General features: G+C 43.8%; 20 protein-coding genes. All 20 read left to right on the top strand.

Annotated elements, in window-relative coordinates:
• Positions 1 to 134 precede the first annotated feature (134 nt).
• The 20 genes from QSV34_RS13645 to QSV34_RS13550 all read left to right on the top strand — a co-directional run bounded on the left by QSV34_RS13645 (position 135) and on the right by QSV34_RS13550 (position 17764).
• Complete coding sequence (locus tag QSV34_RS13645; RefSeq protein WP_353738400.1) at positions 135 to 449, top strand: UDP-N-acetylglucosamine 2-epimerase; 315 nt, start codon at positions 135 to 137, stop codon at positions 447 to 449.
• A gap of 109 nt (positions 450 to 558) precedes the next feature.
• A complete protein-coding gene (locus tag QSV34_RS13640; protein WP_289155592.1) occupies positions 559 to 870 on the top strand; it encodes a ComEA family DNA-binding protein in 312 nt (103 codons plus the stop codon).
• Positions 871 to 918: 48 nt separating this feature from the next.
• On the top strand, positions 919 to 1281 hold the full coding sequence (locus tag QSV34_RS13635; RefSeq protein WP_289155590.1) for a hypothetical protein: 363 nt from the start codon (positions 919 to 921) through the stop codon (positions 1279 to 1281).
• A 198-nt stretch (positions 1282 to 1479) separates the two neighbouring features.
• Positions 1480 to 2793 (top strand): O-antigen ligase family protein, encoded by a 1314-nt coding sequence (locus QSV34_RS13630; RefSeq protein WP_289155588.1) that lies wholly within the window; start codon positions 1480 to 1482, stop codon positions 2791 to 2793.
• Between the two features lie 28 nt (positions 2794 to 2821).
• Positions 2822 to 3823: a UDP-N-acetylglucosamine 4,6-dehydratase (inverting) gene (pseB, locus tag QSV34_RS13625; RefSeq protein ID WP_289155586.1), complete on the top strand. Its 1002-nt coding sequence runs from the start codon at positions 2822 to 2824 to the stop codon at positions 3821 to 3823.
• Positions 3820 to 4989, top strand: coding sequence for a UDP-4-amino-4,6-dideoxy-N-acetyl-beta-L-altrosamine transaminase (pseC, locus tag QSV34_RS13620; RefSeq protein ID WP_289155585.1), 1170 nt, complete (start codon positions 3820 to 3822; stop codon positions 4987 to 4989). Before pseB ends, pseC begins: the two co-directional genes overlap by 4 nt.
• Positions 4990 to 4992: 3 nt before the next feature.
• Positions 4993 to 5541, top strand: coding sequence for a GNAT family N-acetyltransferase (locus QSV34_RS13615; protein ID WP_289155583.1), 549 nt, complete (start codon positions 4993 to 4995; stop codon positions 5539 to 5541).
• The gene (locus QSV34_RS13610; protein ID WP_289155581.1) at positions 5538 to 6425 is read left to right on the top strand and encodes an aldo/keto reductase; all 888 of its coding nucleotides are present in this window, start codon (positions 5538 to 5540) and stop codon (positions 6423 to 6425) included. Before QSV34_RS13615 ends, QSV34_RS13610 begins: the two co-directional genes overlap by 4 nt.
• The gene (locus QSV34_RS13605; RefSeq protein WP_289155579.1) at positions 6422 to 7180 is read left to right on the top strand and encodes a cytidylyltransferase domain-containing protein; all 759 of its coding nucleotides are present in this window, start codon (positions 6422 to 6424) and stop codon (positions 7178 to 7180) included. Before QSV34_RS13610 ends, QSV34_RS13605 begins: the two co-directional genes overlap by 4 nt.
• A gap of 11 nt (positions 7181 to 7191) precedes the next feature.
• On the top strand, positions 7192 to 8481 hold the full coding sequence (locus QSV34_RS13600; protein WP_289155578.1) for an aminotransferase class III-fold pyridoxal phosphate-dependent enzyme: 1290 nt from the start codon (positions 7192 to 7194) through the stop codon (positions 8479 to 8481).
• Positions 8481 to 9566, top strand: coding sequence for a UDP-2,4-diacetamido-2,4,6-trideoxy-beta-L-altropyranose hydrolase (gene pseG, locus QSV34_RS13595; protein ID WP_289155576.1), 1086 nt, complete (start codon positions 8481 to 8483; stop codon positions 9564 to 9566). Before QSV34_RS13600 ends, pseG begins: the two co-directional genes overlap by 1 nt.
• Positions 9563 to 10246 carry an SDR family NAD(P)-dependent oxidoreductase gene (locus tag QSV34_RS13590; protein ID WP_353738398.1) on the top strand — a complete coding sequence of 228 codons (684 nt, stop codon included), beginning with the start codon at positions 9563 to 9565 and terminating at the stop codon, positions 10244 to 10246. The genes pseG and QSV34_RS13590 overlap by 4 nt, the downstream gene beginning before the upstream one ends.
• Positions 10243 to 10950 (top strand): metallophosphoesterase family protein, encoded by a 708-nt coding sequence (locus tag QSV34_RS13585; RefSeq protein WP_289155572.1) that lies wholly within the window; start codon positions 10243 to 10245, stop codon positions 10948 to 10950. The genes QSV34_RS13590 and QSV34_RS13585 overlap by 4 nt, the downstream gene beginning before the upstream one ends.
• Positions 10943 to 11899 (top strand): ATP-grasp domain-containing protein, encoded by a 957-nt coding sequence (locus QSV34_RS13580; RefSeq protein ID WP_289155570.1) that lies wholly within the window; start codon positions 10943 to 10945, stop codon positions 11897 to 11899. Before QSV34_RS13585 ends, QSV34_RS13580 begins: the two co-directional genes overlap by 8 nt.
• Positions 11900 to 11908: 9 nt before the next feature.
• A complete protein-coding gene (pseI, locus tag QSV34_RS13575) occupies positions 11909 to 12958 on the top strand; it encodes a pseudaminic acid synthase (RefSeq protein ID WP_289155568.1) in 1050 nt (349 codons plus the stop codon).
• A gap of 11 nt (positions 12959 to 12969) precedes the next feature.
• On the top strand, positions 12970 to 13866 hold the full coding sequence (locus tag QSV34_RS13570; RefSeq protein WP_289155567.1) for a phytanoyl-CoA dioxygenase family protein: 897 nt from the start codon (positions 12970 to 12972) through the stop codon (positions 13864 to 13866).
• A 3-nt stretch (positions 13867 to 13869) separates the two neighbouring features.
• Positions 13870 to 14397 carry an acyltransferase gene (locus QSV34_RS13565; RefSeq protein WP_289155565.1) on the top strand — a complete coding sequence of 176 codons (528 nt, stop codon included), beginning with the start codon at positions 13870 to 13872 and terminating at the stop codon, positions 14395 to 14397.
• 1 nt (position 14398) lies between these two features.
• A complete protein-coding gene (locus QSV34_RS13560; RefSeq protein WP_289155564.1) occupies positions 14399 to 15748 on the top strand; it encodes a capsular polysaccharide export protein, LipB/KpsS family in 1350 nt (449 codons plus the stop codon).
• Positions 15745 to 16497, top strand: a complete 753-nt coding sequence (locus tag QSV34_RS13555) for an acyltransferase (RefSeq protein ID WP_289155562.1) — start codon at positions 15745 to 15747, stop codon at positions 16495 to 16497. Before QSV34_RS13560 ends, QSV34_RS13555 begins: the two co-directional genes overlap by 4 nt.
• Positions 16490 to 17764: a hypothetical protein gene (locus tag QSV34_RS13550; RefSeq protein WP_289155561.1), complete on the top strand. Its 1275-nt coding sequence runs from the start codon at positions 16490 to 16492 to the stop codon at positions 17762 to 17764. The genes QSV34_RS13555 and QSV34_RS13550 overlap by 8 nt, the downstream gene beginning before the upstream one ends.
• Positions 17765 to 17770: the final 6 nt, after the last annotated feature.

The raw sequence follows: 17770 nt of genomic DNA, 5'->3' as shown, positions 1-17770 counted from the left end.
GTTGAGGCCGGGAATGAGAGTGAGGTGCCGCTTAATGTATCCATAATAGGTGTCCACTTAATAATAGGTGGACACCATCATTATGCGTTCAGAACCGGATCGGTAGATGTGTTGGCCGGACGCTTACGGACTATTTGCCATTTGTGTATTTGATGAAGAAGTCGCACATCATCTTGACAGATTCGGGCGGTATACAAGAGGAGGCGCCTTCATTGGGTAAGCCTGTTCTTGTTATGAGGGAAACTACAGAACGGCCAGAGGCAGTTGCTGCCGGTACAGTAAAATTGGTTGGCACCTGTGTAGATAAAATCGTTTCTGAGGTGTCCCAGTTGATGGATTGCCAAGAAAGCTATCAAATCATGAGTTCTGCACACAACCCATATGGTGATGGGCAAGCATCCAAAAGAATCGCTGATATATTGGGAGAGTCATCAAGAAATAGTGAGTAATCTATTTCCTACAAAAATTTCAGATTTTTACCGATAGTAATTCAGGTCACATAAGCATAACGTAAGCCATATCGAATGGATTTCACCCCGCACTACAAGGAGATGTGTTATGAAAATCAAGCGCTTACTAACCTCAACCCTCGTTGCTTGCAGTCTGGCTTTGCCACTGGGGTCAGTTTCTGCCGAGTCTGCCAAAAAGCCGGCGAGAGCCGAGCAGATCCAAGGTAAAGTCAATATCAACACCGCGGATGCAGAGGCTATTGCCGGTGCTTTGAAAGGCATCGGGCTGAAAAAGGCCCAGGCTATCGTCAGCTACAGAAAGCAGTTAGGCGGCAAGTATAAGTCCCTTGACCAGCTTTTGGAGGTTAAAGGAATTGGTGAAAAGACCCTTGCCAAACTCAAGTCACAGATAACCCTTTGATTTTTCTAAAAACGGGAAGCTTTGGCTTCCCGTTTTTAGCCTTCAAATATGCTTCGCTGTAAAAATCCCCCTGAAGACTACCTGCCATCTATTGGCCACTTAATCTGGCTGTGTTGGGATAATGGTGAACCCAAGCGGCCATATTCTGGCGGCTTTAGCCCTGCTTTTGTATTGTCTGCTGAGTCCTGTGGTGCAGATGTCTTACTAACTGCCTTGCCTGTATTGGGTTTGGGGGACAAACGCGAGGGCACGATCAAGATTCCCTACGAATTGTATAGCGAAGGTTATGTGCTGATCCGTGAACCGATCACTGTGCAATGCCCAAGGCATTACGCCTCATTGATAGAGCCTATGCCGGAGTTCTTTATTGAGCATATTCACTATGCGCTGGATAAGATGCGCAACTCTTAACCCTACCTATTATCCTTAAAGCATAGCCGCGAGTGGGTCTCTCAACTGCCAATGAAGCAGATAACCTCCACTCCAAAACAGTGACTTAGATCACCAAGCCCCAGTTTTCTTTTCAAATCCATAGTCTATTGTGAGCTATCCCGGTATAATCCGGCGGTTATTTATACACCCCTCCGCGGTAGCGGATAAACGGACATCATGAGCTCTACGGACACCCGGTCTTCGACACCCAAGGCGAGATTCCTCGCTATATCAGCAGAATGGTTATCTCAGTTAAAAGCATTGCCCACAATGACTCCTGGTAGCCATTGGATGCCATATGTCTGTTTGTTTCTTTATCCGATTCTGATTTTGCAGGTGAAGTCGGGCGGCAGCGCCATGCTGGCTCTATTTCTGTTCAGCGGTGTCTATATGCTGATCAAGGAAAAAGCGAATTGGGATATTAAACCGATACTACCACTTTACTACTGCTTTGTATTTTTTTGGCTTGTTGATTTTGTGACGGCAGGGTTAGCAGAGAGGGAGCCTGTAGCGGGAATGTTGTCGTCATTTACGCAAATTCATTTTTTGGCTTTTCCTCTTTTTTTTGTAATTCTATGTCAGTTGAAATATAGGTTTCCAGTTCTTTTGTTAGGAGCCTTAGTCGCTTTATTGTTCGCTGTCGGTGTGTCGATATATCAGCTATATACTACTCGGTTTGGTCGTGCGCATGGGGGTATTAATGCAATATTGTTTGCAAATATTGTTTTGTTGCAGATGAGTTTTGTTGCTATATATGCGTTAAAAAATAGTAGGCTTTGGCTTTGGATTTTTGTAGCTTTAGGATTGGTGCCTATAGTTCTATCTTTGAGTCGGGGGACTTTATTAGCATTATTGCCGCTGTTAATAACTTTCTTAATTTACTCCAAAGGGATTAAGGGGGCTTGGTTTAAGTCGCGAGTCTTCCATTGCTCCTTAATAATCGTTATTTTTGTTTCGTTTGCCTTTTGGGATAAGTTAGAAAGTCGTATGGAGCGAACATACGATGACGTCGTCGCTTATTCTAATGGCTCCAACCAAGCATCTTCTATAGGGTATAGATTGTTGATGTATCAAGGCGGGATGGAGTTGTTTGCTAAGTACCCGTGGCTAGGTGTCGGGCGGGAGAATACCAACATTATGCTGTCTGAGACGACAGTTATAAATTCTGAAAATAGAATTGTCACTGAGTTAACACATTTGCACAATGAGTACCTCACCACGCTTGTGGGTTCGGGTCTTTTTGGTTTGCTTAGTCTGTTTTTTCTCTTGATAGCGCCATATTTTATTGTTGCGTCTAGAACTAGAGAACTTTTTCTGAGGAGGCAAGTTTTCTCGCTTTGTTTGCTCTACTCTATCTATGGACTTAGTAACTTGGCGTTTGATAATGGCACATTGAACGGCTTTTTTGTATTAATTTTAGCAATAGTTTTTTCTAGTTTAAAGAACGATAAATCTCATAGTTCGTCAATTCTATTTGGTTTTTCGAAGTGAGTTTTTATCTAATTTTTAAGGGGTTTTTATGTTTAGTAATAAAAGTATTTTAATTACTGGTGGTACTGGATCTTTTGGAAAGAAATATACCAAAACTATCCTTGAAAGATATAACCCGAAGCGATTGATTATTTACTCTCGTGATGAACTTAAGCAGTTCGAGATGCAGCAGACGTTTAATGCCCCGTGCATGCGTTACTTTATCGGTGACGTCCGAGATGCTGAAAGATTGAAGCAGGCGATGCAGGATGTTGACTTTGTTATCCATGCTGCTGCTCAAAAGCAGGTTCCAGCCGCTGAATACAATCCGATGGAGTGCATTAAAACAAATGTGCATGGTGCTGAGAATGTTATTCAGGCAGCCATTGCGAACGATGTGGAAAAGGTGATTGCCTTGTCTACAGATAAAGCTGCCAATCCCATTAATCTGTATGGTGCAACGAAGTTGGCATCAGATAAGTTGTTTGTGGCGGCAAACAATATGGTCGGCAAAGGTCGTACCCGTTTTGCAGTTGTACGTTACGGAAATGTTGTGGGCTCGCGCGGATCTGTGGTTCCTTTCTTCAAGAGGCTTCTTTCGGAAGGTGTTGAGGAGTTGCCAATTACTCATGCTGACATGACCCGCTTCTGGATTAGTCTGCAACAAGGTGTTGATTTTGTATTGACTAACTTTAAGCGCATGCATGGTGGTGAAATTTTTGTTCCGAAAATTCCTTCCGTCCGCATCATGGATCTTGCCGAAGCTTATGCGCCGGGTGTGGCTACAAAAATCATCGGTATTCGCCCTGGGGAGAAGTTGCATGAAATTATGTGCCCAGCTGATGATTCTCATTTGACACTTGAGTTTGGGGATCACTACGTATTGAGGCCAACAATTAAGTTTCATAATGGTGATAATGACTACATGCTCAATGGATTGGGCGAGAGAGGTGAAGAAGTAGGGCTTGGCTACGAATATCATTCAGGAAACAACACGCACTTCCTGACGGTTGATGAGATTCGTGAGTTTGATAAGTTGGCCGAGCTATGATTCCTTACGGGCGCCAAGATATTTCTAAAGATGACATTGATGCTGTTGTCAGTGTTTTGCAATCCGATTTCTTGACTCAGGGCCCCAAGGTTCCTGAGTTTGAGGGAGTCGTGTGCACATATACAGGCGCTAAACACGCACTGGCAACGAATAGCGCTACCTCGGCCTTGCATATAGCTTGTCTTGCTCTTGACGTTGGCCCTGGGGATGTTGTTTGGACATCCCCAGTTACATTTGTGGCATCAGCTAACTGCGCACGATACTGTGGTGCTGATGTTGATTTTGTGGATATTGATCCTAAAACATACAACTTGAGCATTTCGTCTCTCAGGGCAAAGCTGGAACAAGTAGCGATTGATGGTGGCAGGCTGCCTAAAGTCGTCATACCTGTTCATCTTTGTGGGCAGCCATGTGACATGGCTGGATTGAAGCAGCTGGCTGATCAGTATGGCTTCTTAATAATTGAAGACGCATCACATGCTATCGGAGGAAGGTATAAGGATAGCGTGGTCGGAAGTTGTGAATTTTCAGACGTCACTGTATTTAGTTTTCACCCCGTAAAAATCGTGACTACCGCTGAAGGCGGTATGGCGGTTACTAATGATGAAAACGTGGCAAAGCGGATGTCACTGTACCGAAGTCATGGGGTGACTCGGGATGCCGACCTCATGACCCATGAGCCTGATGGCGATTGGTACTATCAGCAGGTGGCCCTAGGCTTTAATTATCGAATGACAGAGTTGCAAGCTGCTCTTGGAATTAGCCAGATGGCTAGACTGGATGATTTTGTTTCTGCTCGCCACGAATTGGCTGCACGCTACGATAAGCTCCTTTCAGCATTGCCGGTAATAACTCCGCATCAAGAAAGTTTCAGTTATTCTGGATTTCATCTCTATGTTATTCAGGTGGAAACTGAAGGTAGTGGCCCTTCCCATAAAGAGATTTTTGATTCACTACGAAGTCAAGGGGTTGGCGTAAATTTGCACTACATTCCTGTGCACACACAGCCGTATTACCGTGATCTTGGTTTTGCCCGGGGGCATTACCCGGTTGCTGAAGAATACTATTCAAAGGCGATAAGCTTGCCACTTTTTCATCAGATGACTTATGACCAACAGGATGAAGTTGTGGCTGCTTTGAAAGTCGCGCTTAAAGGAGTTGGGTGAATAATGGATTCCCGGGAATTATTGGAAAGTCAACGACTAATCTTTAGAGAGCTAAATGTTGGCGATGTAACTCAAGAATATGTTGATTGGCTGAATGATCCTGAGATAAACCAGTATCTGGAAACCAGATTTATGATTCAAGATATAAAGTCTGTCAAGTGCTTTGTTGAGTCGATGCTGAAATCTTCAGAGAATATTCTATTTGGTGTTTTCGAAAAGCAGAGTGGAAAGCATATTGGGAATATAAAGCTTGGGCCAATTTCCTTGCAGCATAGTCGTGCAACCATAGGTTTAATGGTTGGTGAGAAGACGTGCTGGGGGCGTGGTTATGCTACAGAGATGATAAAAGCTGTATCTAAGTACGCATTCATAAGCTTGGGTTTGAATAAGGTTGATGCCGGCTGTTATGAAGAGAATCTAGGCTCTAAGAAGGCATTCTTGAAATCAGGTTATCAGGTGGAGGGTGTGCTTCGAGAGCACGCGCAGGTTGATGGTCGACGGCAGGACTGCTTTGTCATGGGGCTGTTGAAGTCAGAGAGTGCGGATGGATGAAACTGGGTTTAGGTACGGTTCAATTTGGCCAGGATTACGGGATCAGTAACAAGTCTGGAAAAACTGGCAAGGACGAAGTGGTAAGAATCTTGGAGGCAGCCAAGGAAAGTGGCGTCTCTGTGGTCGATACAGCTGCGTTGTATGGGGACAGTGAAGAGGTTCTTGGTGAATGTTTGGCGGCACTGTCGGATACTGCTTATAAAGTTGTAACAAAGACTCCCCATTTTTTTGGATCTAAAGTTGGTGGTGAAGACGTTTCAAAGCTGTTGGCCGTTTTTCATCGCTCTCTAACTAGATTGCGGTTGAAGGGTGTGTATGGTCTCTTGATACATAATGCGGATGATTTGTTGAAACCTGGAGGTTTTGATCTCTACGCTGAGATGCAGAACTTAAAAGCGGCTGGGCTAGTCCAAAAGATAGGAGTCTCGGTGTATTCTCCTGAACAATTGGCTGGCATCGCTGAGAAGGTGTCGCTGAACCTGGTTCAATTGCCTCTCAATATTTTCGATCAACGGTTTCTAAGGTCAGAAGTATTAGCTCAGTTGAAATCTGAAGGTGTAGAGATTCATGTAAGAAGTGCATTTCTTCAGGGGCTGTTATTGATGGATACAGAGTCCTTGAATCCTTATTTCGAATCGATTAAGCCTCTACATGCTGACTTTCATAAACTCTGCATGAAAGAAGGCGTTACTCCACTTGAAGCTTCATTGCAGTTCGTTTCTTCCCTTGATTGCGTTGATGTAGTTGTGTGCGGGGTTAATAGTCTCGATCAGTTCTCTGAGTTACTGGAATCATCTAGTGGAAGGATTGATCCGGACGTGTTTTCTTCCTGTTCTGTTTCTGATTTAAGCGTGATTGAGCCATCCAGATGGAGCTTTAAATGAAGGTTTTAGCAATCCTCCAAGCCAGGATGTCGTCCTCTAGATTGCCGGGTAAAGTACTGAAATGCATTTTAGGTAAACCAATGCTGTGGCATCAAATTGAGCGCATTAAGCGCTCTTCCCAAATTGATCGCCTGATTGTGGCTACCAGTATTGACGGCAGTGATGATGAGTTGGAGCGCTTCTGTGAAACACATAGTATAGATTGCTTTCGCGGGAGCTTGGTAGATGTCTTGGATCGTTATTATCAAGCAGCTCAGCAGTATGACCCAGAGCATGTGGTTAGGCTTACTGGTGATTGCCCATTAATCGATCCCGAATTGATTGATCTGACAATTGAGCGACATATAAAGGAAGGGGCAGACTACACTTCTAACTCCCTAACTCCCACATATCCAGATGGTCTTGACGTAGAAGTTGTGAAGTCAAGCGTTCTTTTTGAGGCGTGGGCTTCGTCAGAAAAGGTTTCGGAGCGTGAGCATGTCACGCTCTACATTCGGAATAACGCTGATCGTTATAAGATATGTGGTTTGGTGTCAGATACTGATAATTCATCAATGAGATGGACAGTTGATGAGTTTGAAGATTTCGAGTTTGTGAATCAAATATACAAAAGACTGTACGCGAGTAATCCTAATTTTTCCTCGGCTGACGTAATAAAGGCTCTTGAGTTCGAGCCTGAACTCCAGGAAATAAACTCTTCCTTTTTAAGGAATGAAGGGTTAACGACGTCTTTGGCTCGTGATGAAAAGGTTTAAGGGTTTAAAAAATGAATCGTTGCTACAAAAACTCAGAAGAATTACTTGAGCGGGCTCTGAAGACTATTCCGCTGGCATCCCAAACATTTAGTAAGAGTATTACTCAATATCCGAGAGGTGTTTCACCTCTTTTTCTTGAGAGAGGAAAAGGGAGTGTTGTTAAAGATGTTGATGGAAATGAATATATTGACTTCGTCAACGCACTGGCTTCTATCACTCTGGGTTACTGTGATTCAAGTGTTGATAACGCAGTAATAAGCCAGCTTGAAAAAGGAGTGAGCTTTTCCCTTTCAACCGTTTTGGAAGCTGAAGTGGCTGAAAAAATTGTTGATATGGTGCCTTGTGCTGAAAAGGTTAGGTTCGGCAAGAATGGGTCTGATGCAACCTCGGGGGCTATAAGAATAGCTCGAGCATTTACTGGGCGAGATGATGTCGCAGTGTGTGGGTATCACGGTTGGCAGGATTGGTATATTGGTTCCACTTCTAGAAACCTGGGTGTGCCTGAGGTTGTTCAGAAACTGACCCATAAGTTCTCATATAATGATATCGATTCCTTGATCCGTATTTTTGAAGAAAATTCGGGACAAGTGGGTGCCGTCATTATGGAGCCTATGAATGTTGAATTTCCTAAAGACGACTTCTTGGAGCGAGTGAAGAAGGTTACTCACGACAACGGGGCGTTACTGATTTTTGATGAGACCATTACTGGTTTTAGATATTCGGAAGGTGGTGCCCAACAATATTTTGGAGTCACTCCAGATCTGGCTACCTTTGGTAAAGGGTTGGCGAATGGTTATCCGTTGTCCGCCGTTACTGGTCGCTCAGATGTAATGAAGTTAATGGAGGATGTTTTCTTCAGCGGTACGTTTGGTGGCGAGGCTTTGTCGTTAGCTGCGGCAAGTGCAGTTCTTGATAAACTGAAAAGTGAAAAAGTTGTTTCTGATCTGGAGTCTAAAGGGAAATATTTGTTGGATGGGCTGGCAAGTCTTATTGAGAGTAAAGGCTTGAATGAGCACTTTTCACTGGCAGGGCATCCATCATGGAGTTTCCTGCTGATTCCTGATGGTAAAACAGCGAATTCGTTCGAGCTCAAGACACTGTTTATGCAGGAAATGTTCAAAAAGGGAATATTGACTTTAGGTAGTCATAATATGAGCTACTCTCACTCCTATGAGGAAATAGATACGCTGCTAGCTGCTTACGCAGAAGTTCTTCCCCTGATTAGGGAAGCTGATGAAGGTGGATTGGTTTTATCGAAGCTGGCATGTGATCCTCTGAAGCCCCTTTTTAAGGTTCGATAATGAAAGCCGCTTTTCGAGTTGATGCTGGGACGTTTGTTGGGGGAGGGCATTTGGCCAGATGTCTTACCCTGGCGAAGCAGTTGAGGCACGAGGGTGTTGAAGATATTTGTTTCCTGATGCGTGCTCATGAAGGTGCTCAGTTTAATGCCGTTACCGAGTCCGGGTTTGAGCTTTGTGTCCTGCCACTTCAGGTTGACTCTGATTACTCTAGTTATGATGGTTGGGTTGGGGCGAAAAAAGACCAAGATGCAAAGGATTGGGTGAATGTTCTGGAGGAAAAGGGCTTTTCCAGTAATGACTTGATTGTCGTGGATCACTATGGGCTCGATGTTGAGTTCGAGAATTATTTTAAGCGTAGTGGCTACAAGGTTTGTGTGGTCGATGATTTAGTTAATAGACAGCATAATTGTGATGTTCTGATAGACCAAACCTGTGGTCGTTCTGCAAGTGAATACTCTGATTTGGTTCCTTCGAATGCGAAACTGCTTGTCGGATCAAAGTACTGTCTGCTGAGAGAAGAGTTTTCTGAAAATAGATTGGCTTCTCTAGATCGACGAGTAAGGCTAAAAAATACAAATGTTGTTTTTCTTAACTTTGGAAGTACTGATCCAGGCAATGTAACTCAAAATATTTTGATGTCTCTGGAAGACTACCTTGCTGATAACAGGTTTCGGGTACTGGTAGTTGTTGGCGATGCCTATCCACATATCAGCGGCCTGAAGAAGTTTCTTGATGGCTCAAGAATGTCTGCTGAGCTTCACGTGAGCCCAAAATCTATCTCAGAGCTGTTGGTTGAATCTGATGTAGCGATAGGTGCAGCTGGTTCAGCGACTTGGGAGCGCTTTTGTTTGGGCATCCCGTCAGTTTTGGTGAAAACAGCCGACAATCAATCGGATGTTATCTCTAAGGTGAGGGAGCTTGGCGCAGCTGTCTGCATAGATCAGATGGGATCTTTTGATGCGGCTGATTTGAGCGAAAGTCTTGAAGAAGTTTTGGCGAACTACGAACAGATAATGGCTGCCTCTTGTGAATTGGTTGATGGCCGAGGGGCTGGGCGTTTGGTGTCAGTCTTATTGGAGGGATGAAGATGAGGGTGACGATACTCTCAGGGTACTCTCGTGGTTTGGGAGCGGCCATGCTAGAGCACTTGCTGCCGAAACTCAGCGCTACCCATAAGTTGATATGTGTAGGGAGGGCGGCTGTCAAATTTACTGATCCCAATTTGTCGCTTTTCAAATGTGACTTGTCGAGTCAGGTGGATTGGAGTGGTTTGTTGGACGCTGTGCCGACAAAGGTGGACGAGCTTCGGGTGATATTAAATGCTGGGACCATTGAACCAATTGTAAAAGTAGGAGCTATTTCTCCGGAAGCATTTACTCAATCAACAATGATTAATTATATTCAGCCAGTTTTGATGGTTAATCAGCTTGTAAGTTTGCTTGAGGAACCTGATGTATCAATGAAGGTGGTAAACATATCAACTGGTGCGGCTTCCCGTCCAATTGCAGGTTGGGGTGCCTATTGTGCAACAAAATGTGCTGTTAAAATGCATCTTGAGGTTTTAAAGCAAGAATATGATGAGCAAGTTTCGGTGGCTCATCTTGATCCTGGGGTTATGGATACAGGTATGCAGGAGACAATACGCTCTAAGAGTGTGGAGGAATTTCCTGATGCCGCATATTTTGCAGAATTGAAGGAGAGCGGAAAGCTGCGCTCCCCATCAAGTGTTGCAAGAGAGATATTTGATGAAGTGGATGAGCTATGAAGATAGCAGTGATCTCTGATATCCATGCCAATATTTTTGCTCTTCAGGCTGTTCTGCAAGATATAGACAAGAATGGATGTGAAAAGATTTACATTCTTGGTGATTTGGTGGGGTATTACTACTGGCCAAAGCAGGTCATTGATTTGATTCGTTCTGATGAGCGCATGGTGACTATACGAGGGAATCATGAAGATCTCCTTGCGAGATCTTTAAAAGATCCTGAGTTCTTGGAGCTCTGTAAAAGAAAGTATGGTAGTGGTCTTGAGTATTGCAGAGAGCAGTTATCAGGTGATGACCTGAAGTGGTTGGATGAATTGCCAGAATCAGAACAACTGAAAGTTGAAGGTGTTGAGCTCGGTTTTTTTCATGGCAGTGATTTACATGTGGATGAGTATGTTTACCCTGATGTGAGTCCTGCACGATTAGATGAAATATCTGGCTTTGATTTTGTATTCTTTGGTCACACTCATTATCCCGTTGTATTTTCACGGCCAAATTGTACTGTGGTCAATCCGGGTTCTGTGGGCCAGCCTCGAGATGTTGGTTCCTTGGCAAGTTATGTGGTTTTTGATGTGGCGAATTTGGCTTTGGCTAAGCGAAGGGTTCCCTTCGATAGCAAACCTATCAAAGAAAAAGCACAAGAAATAGATCCGGGTTGCTCTTATCTGGTCAGGATTCTTGAAAGGAATAATCCTTATGCCTGAAAGTAAGATTTCCTCAATGAGGGTATTAGTCAGTGGCGCTTCTGGTGATATTGGTCTGGGGATTGGCCGAATCTTAAAAGAAGATACGTCGGGAAAAGTTTTTGGATGCGATATAACTCCCGATGGAATTGGGAAGTGTGTTTTTGATGATATGTTCAGTGTTCCCAGGGCTGATGATGCATCCTATATTGAAAGTATTGAAGCTCTAATATCGGAAAATAATATCGAAGTATTTATCCCGACAAGTGAGGCTGAAATCTCCGTTCTATCGAATTCTGGTGTCGATTTTGGAAGGCGTGCCGGATGTCATGTTGTCATGGCTAACGCAACTGTTGTTAATGTCTCACTGGATAAATATGCGACTGCCCGGTTTGTCGAGAAAAATGGCTTGAATAGTCCGTGGACATCTTTGGTTGAAGTCTCTGCCCCGCAGGCCCTTCCTTGTATTTTCAAGCCTCGAGGCGGAAGGGGGAGTAAGGACGTTGAGGTGGTCAAGACAGAAGAAAGGGCTCGTGAGTTGTCAGGACGGCCAGATTATATCTGGCAGGAATTATTACTTCCTGATGACCAGGAGTACACCTGCGGCTTATATGTGACTGCTTCTGGAGAGGTTAGGTCAGTAATATTCAAGCGCAGTCTTTCTGGCGGTTTGACAGGAAAAGGCGAAGTCGTAGAAAACGATGAAATTAGACTTTACCTTGAAAAGCTGGCTGAACGACTCGGGCTGGTTGGTGCCATAAATGTCCAGCTTAGATTGACCAGTAGAGGGCCTGTATTGTTTGAGATAAATCCGAGATTCTCAAGCACAGTGGTTTTTCGTCATAAGCTAGGGTTTAAGGATTTGATCTGGTCTCTGGAAGAGTTGGCTGGAATGGAGCTTGATGACTATGCGCCGCCCAAAAACGGGATAAAGTTTTATCGTGGGTATGCAGAGTATATAGAGGATTAAGATTGCGCCATGTCTGATTATATTGAAATTGATGGTCGAAAAATTGGTAGGGCGTTTAGGCCTTATGTGATATCGGAGTTATCTGCAAATCACAATGGTGACATTGAGCGGGCATTTAGAATTATTGAAGAGTCTAAAAAGGCCGGAGCAGATGCAGTAAAACTGCAGAGCTATACACATGAAACAATCACAATGGACTGTGATTCAGATGAATTCCTGATTCGTGGTGGTCTCTGGGATGGTAGAACTCTTTATGATCTGTATAAAGAAGCGCACATGCCCTGGGATTGGCATAAACCGCTATTCGAAAAAGCAAGAGAGCTGGATATTACAATGTTTAGCTCGCCTTTTGATCATACAGCAGTAGATATGCTGGAAAATCTGGGGGCGCCAGCGTATAAAATTGCTTCGTTTGAAGCGATTGATATCCCGTTGATTAAGTATACGGCTGCCACGGGTAAGCCAATGATTATCTCTACCGGAATGGCGACTAAGGATGAGATATCAGAGGCCATTGCAGCAGCAAAAGACGGGGGTTGCAAGGAGCTAGTGGTACTTCATTGTGTGAGTGGTTATCCCGCCCCGGCTTCCGATTACAACTTGCTGACAATTCCAGACCTGGAGCGTGAGTTTGGTGTTATTGCCGGACTATCTGATCACACAATCGACAATACAACTGCGGTAGCTTCCGTTGCATTGGGTGCATGCGTGATTGAAAAGCATGTAACTCTAAGCCGATCTGGTGGAGGGCCTGATGATAGCTTCTCGTTGGAGCCTAGAGAATTGAAAAATCTTTGTGATGGCGCTCGAATTTCTTGGGAGTCACTGGGTCGGGTTAACTATGATCACAAGGAAAGTGAAAAGGGGAGCTTGGCATTTAGGCGCTCGTTGTATTTTGTGCAAGATGTGATGCCAGGGGAGATTATTACCAGTACGCATGTCAGGAGTATTAGGCCTGGCTATGGTTTGCCCCCCAAGTTTTACGATCAAGTTATGGGAAAAAAGGTTAAGGCTCTCTGTAAAAGAGGAAACCCTGTTAAGTGGGATTGTTTTGAGTGAGTGGAGGGGGTATGAGTAGATTGCTGAAAAGGGTGGTGCATCGATTTTATCCACTCAGTAATTTTATGTTCTATATGCAGCGTATGTTTATGGAGCCAAGGGCAAGGGAAAATATAAGGAAGGTTTTTGCCAAGAGATTGCCCAGTCCTGAGTCTCAATTAGAGGTTTGCACCAAGGATATTGAAAGGTTGAAACATGACGGATTTCTCAACCTTGGAAGGTTGTTCACGGATCAGCAAGTAAAAGAGATAACAGAGTACCTTTCTCGAGAGAAAGTTTATGACCGATGGGATGTGGAGGGCGGACTTTTTGATGCATCATCGCCGCCTGAGAAATGTCATACTGCGCTGTATCAAAGTAAGTCTGTTGTATCTTGTCCCCACATTCTTGATGCGGCGAATGATCCGAAGGTCTTGTCGCTCGTGGAGTCGTATTTGGGTGTAAAGCCAACGATTTCAAATCTAGCGGTCTGGTGGTCTTATGCAGGTCATTCAGAAGCCCAAGAGGCTGAGTTTTTTCATAGAGATGTGGATGATTTGAAGTTTATTAAATTATTCGTGTATTTGACTGATGTGGATTCTGGGTCTGGGCCACATGTCTTTGTGAAGGGAAGTCATAGTTCTAATAAGTGCAAGGTTATTAGGCGCTATACAGATGAAGAGATTGTCTCTCACTTTGGCAAGGAGAATATAGTCGAATTTTCCGGAGAGGCGGGCGATTCATTTTTGGAGGACACATTTGGTATGCACAAAGGGACCCTTTGTGAATCTAGGGATCGCTTGTTGTTTCAAGTTCAGTATTCTCTTCATCCAATTGGTATTTATGAATATTCTCCGGTAGGTTTGCCGAAAGAAGATGTGATTGGCATCGATTCATACGTGAACAGACTATACGTGATGGGAGAGTAAATTATGCCTTCTGGAGCTAAAGCGGCACTTCACTCCATTGCTGCGTCGCTTGTAATGAGGGTACTTTCTAAATGGGGGGTATTTCTTTGTTCATCCGTAGTAAGGATTCTTGGAATACTGAAGTCACGTGCCTATTTGAAGGTGGGCACGGAAAGCGTGATCCACTATACCACTGAAATCAAATATCCAGAAAATATTGAGATAAAAGGGGTGGTGACAATCGGTCCAGGATGTACGCTGGGCGCAAAAGGTGGAATTGAACTGGGCGACTTGGTTCGATTTTCTAAAGGTGTTGTAGTCGAGACTGCTTCTCTAGATCTTAATTCAGGCCTCCCATATAAGCATGTGGCCCAAAAGACCATAATTAATGATGGGGTTTGGCTTGGATCAAATGTTATCGTGCTTGGTGGTGTTACGATTGGTCGAAATGCTGTAATTGGGGCTGGTGTGGTTGTCTCGAAAGATGTGCCCGAAGGGGCAATTGTTGTGGGCGGCAAGAATCGTGAGATTGTGAGGAAAGGAAGTTATTAGTATGAGGTTTTTGTTTGTTGAAAATCGATATAAAACTTTCTTTTGGGAAGCCATTGCTGAGAGTCTGATTTCTAAAGGACATGAGATTTTCTGGTTGGTTCAGAATAAGAACTTTAGGCCTTCATCTGGAGTTGTGTATCAGCTTCCGTACCCCAGGAAAAAGGATCTGGTTGATGATGAGTTTGAGGCCGGTTCTGCTTTGAGTTTTATTAAAAGTTGCGATAGGAATATTAATTATTTTGGTGGCAGTTCAGCTCACTATCGCTTTTACTTTGAACGGATATCTGAAGCTTTGAATGAAATTTCTCCTGATGTTTCGGTAGGAGAGCCAACTCTATTTCATGAATTGATGGTTGTGGATTGGTGTAATAAAAATTGTGTTCCCTATCTTCATCCGTCGAGCCCAGGATATCCAACAGGCCGCTTGACTGTTTATTCAGGGTGGACAAAGAGCTCCTATGCAGGGAGCGGTGATGAGGTGTCTGTTGAAGATTGTATCTCATTAATCAAAGAGATATCTGAGCGGAATGTTGTTCCCGATTACATGAAAGATCTGGATGCTGAAAAGAGAGAGCTGCCGCGACCTGGTAGTGTACGGGATAAGATTCGAATTTTATCTGCCTATCTCTCGGGAGAGCGATTTAACACACCTTCTCCTATCCGGAAATTCAAACTTAACAAGTTATTGTCCGGGAAAAGAGAGTCTTGGAATTTGATTTCTGAAGCTAAGTCAACTGCTCTTGGAGGCAAGTGTGTGTTGATGTATCCGATGCATATGCAACCAGAGGCAAATATTGATGTGTGGGGTAATGCGTGGCGTGATCAGACCGATTTGATTCGCAGGCTTGCCGATATGCTTCCTGATGATTGGGTCTTGGCTGTCAAGCCGAATCCAAAAATGAAATATGAACTGACGAAAGAGCTTCTTGGTGTTGTCAGTAGTGAGGAGAGAGTTGTTCCTATTTCTCTTGATGTGAAGATGGAGGACTTTATCCAGAGGGTGGATGCAGTCGTTACTGTTACCGGAACAATTGCAATTGAGTGTTTGCTCTCAAGAATTCCAGTCGCGACTCTTGGTCCATCTGTCGTGAAAGGGTATCGAGGGGTTTTCAGCTCGGCGGATCTCCATCTTGGGGATTTGAGCTGCTTAAGGGGCTTTTTGAAAGAAGTGCAGAGTGGTAGTTGGACTTCAGCAACTACCGAGGAGATGGTTGGCTTTGTTAAGTCTGCGTATTCTGAAACATTTTCTGGGTTGGTGAGTGATCCAATGTTTATGCCTGAATGTGTTTCTAGTAAGAATGTGGGGCTAGTTGTTAATTCCTTGGTTTCGGTTATAGGTTCTCGTAAATGAAGAGAGTACTGCGCTGCCTAATTTGTCTTTTTTTTCCAGCTTCGAGTCTCAAGAACCTTTTGCTAAGAGGGCTCGGCTGGAATGTTGATAAGAATGCGAAAATTTGCAACTCGTTGATTCTGACTCGTTCGGTGAGGCTCGGTTCGGGTTCAAGGATAGGGTTCTTTAACGTTATTAAAGTTGATGCGCTGGCATTGTCTGAGAATGCTTATATACAAAATGCTAACAGGATTTCCGGGCCTATTATAGTTGTCCTAAAAAATACGGCGGCAATTGGTAATTTTAATATCATAAGGCGCGCCCCAAAGGGAGTTGTCTGGGGGCGATCAATCTTAAAATTAGGCATATTGTCAAAGATTACTTCGAGACACTATGTGGATTGTACGAGGAGTGTCATCCTCGGGGATTATACAACGGTTGCGGGGATTGGTTCCCAGCTATGGACTCATGGGTATATCCATGATGTGACAGGGACGGGGCGGTTTAGAGTTGATGGCTCAATTAGAGTAGGGAATAACGTATATATCGGATCATCGAGCATATTTAATGCTGGAGTGACGGTGGCCCATGGGGTCACGGTTGGGGCGGCTTCGGTTGTAGCCAAGTCTTTACTTGAGCCTGGGATGTATGTTGGGCAGCCATTGCGATACATTCCTTTCGAATATGAGGAGTCGCGTTCACGATATCCTAAAGTGAAGTCGAAAAAGCTCGTTGAAGAAGTTCATAACAAGAAGAATGTCTATGGTTAGCGCTGCGTCAAGGATTTTTAGCAAGCTGTTGCATCACGGGTTTGTCTTTTCTTTTGCTAAAAGCTCTGTGTTACTTGCCCCATTACTGGCCGCCTATCTTCTTGGTGAAAAATCTTACGGGGATATAGAGTGGAGTATTTCTGTCGCCTTGATTGTGGGAGCAGTTGTTTCTTTGGGAAGTGGTGGAGTGATATCTTATGATTTGCTTGGTGACAATAAGAGTGGAAGGATATCGTATGCTCTAAGGTATTCCTTACTATTAGGTGCGACTTTATCAGTTGCTTCAGTAGTGGCGCTCATATCAGGGGTGTCAAATGAAGTTGTCTCGTTGATTCTATCTTTGTGCGGACTTTATTGCTTTCAATGTGCTCTTTCATCCTATATGAAAGCATCTGGTTTTGGCGCATACGCATCTGTGGTAGAGAGTTCGATTTATATCTCTCTCCTAGTTTATCTTGGTGTTTTTTACTGCTTTAGTGCAGGGCTTGATGCTTATATCTACTCTGTTTTAGTGACGTCGTTATTAATCAGTTGTGCTGTTTTTGCGATCTCTACATCTAGAGGTGCCAGTGGCTTTTTCTTGGTGTCGGAATGGTTGCCCTTCCTGAAGAGAGGAGTTCCAATTATGGTCTCTTCTGCTTTGGCTGTTTTTTTGTCAGTTTCACCAAGATTTCTGCTTGGAATTAATGGTGATACTCAGGCTGTAGCTGAGTATTCGGTGATGTTTAGATGGGCTTCAATCGCGATAGTTGCTCATCAATTCGTTTCTACAGTTTTTTTTCGGGAGATATATTCAGCTGAGTATAAAAGCTTTGAAGCGCGCATATTGATTGTCGCATTGGCTGTGGTCATTCTTTCGGTGGTAGTGTTTTTCGGAGTTTTATTTGCTCAAGACTATTGGGATTTTGGTGGAGCCTCTCTAAAGAGCGAGTATCTTAATTTGGTTCCATTTTTTATTGTCTCTATGGGATTGTGGTCTGCCACGGCTTCCTTGGAGGGGGGGCTGCATCGCAATCGCCTGAGCTTTTGCCAATTGAAGTCGCTAGTCTTCGGTTTGATGGCAATGCTGTCTTTGTATCTTTATTTCTATTTCAATGGTGGTGTTGGATTAAAGCAAATATTGCTCTGCTGGGTTCTTGCCTATAGTGTGACCTGCTTTTGTCAAGTGTATTTTTTTAAGAAACATATGGCCGATAGTGTGGTCAGGCTGCTTTCTGCTCTAGTTTCATTGTTAATGATTCCTTTGCTTTATTTTCTTGTATTTTAAGTTGTG

Source organism: Porticoccus sp. W117, assembly GCF_030341905.1.
In the GTDB taxonomy this organism is placed as follows: domain Bacteria; phylum Pseudomonadota; class Gammaproteobacteria; order Pseudomonadales; family Porticoccaceae; genus SCSIO-12696.
The sequence above is the reverse complement of the archived record's forward strand: the minus strand, read 5'-3'. Positions and strand labels throughout refer to the sequence as shown.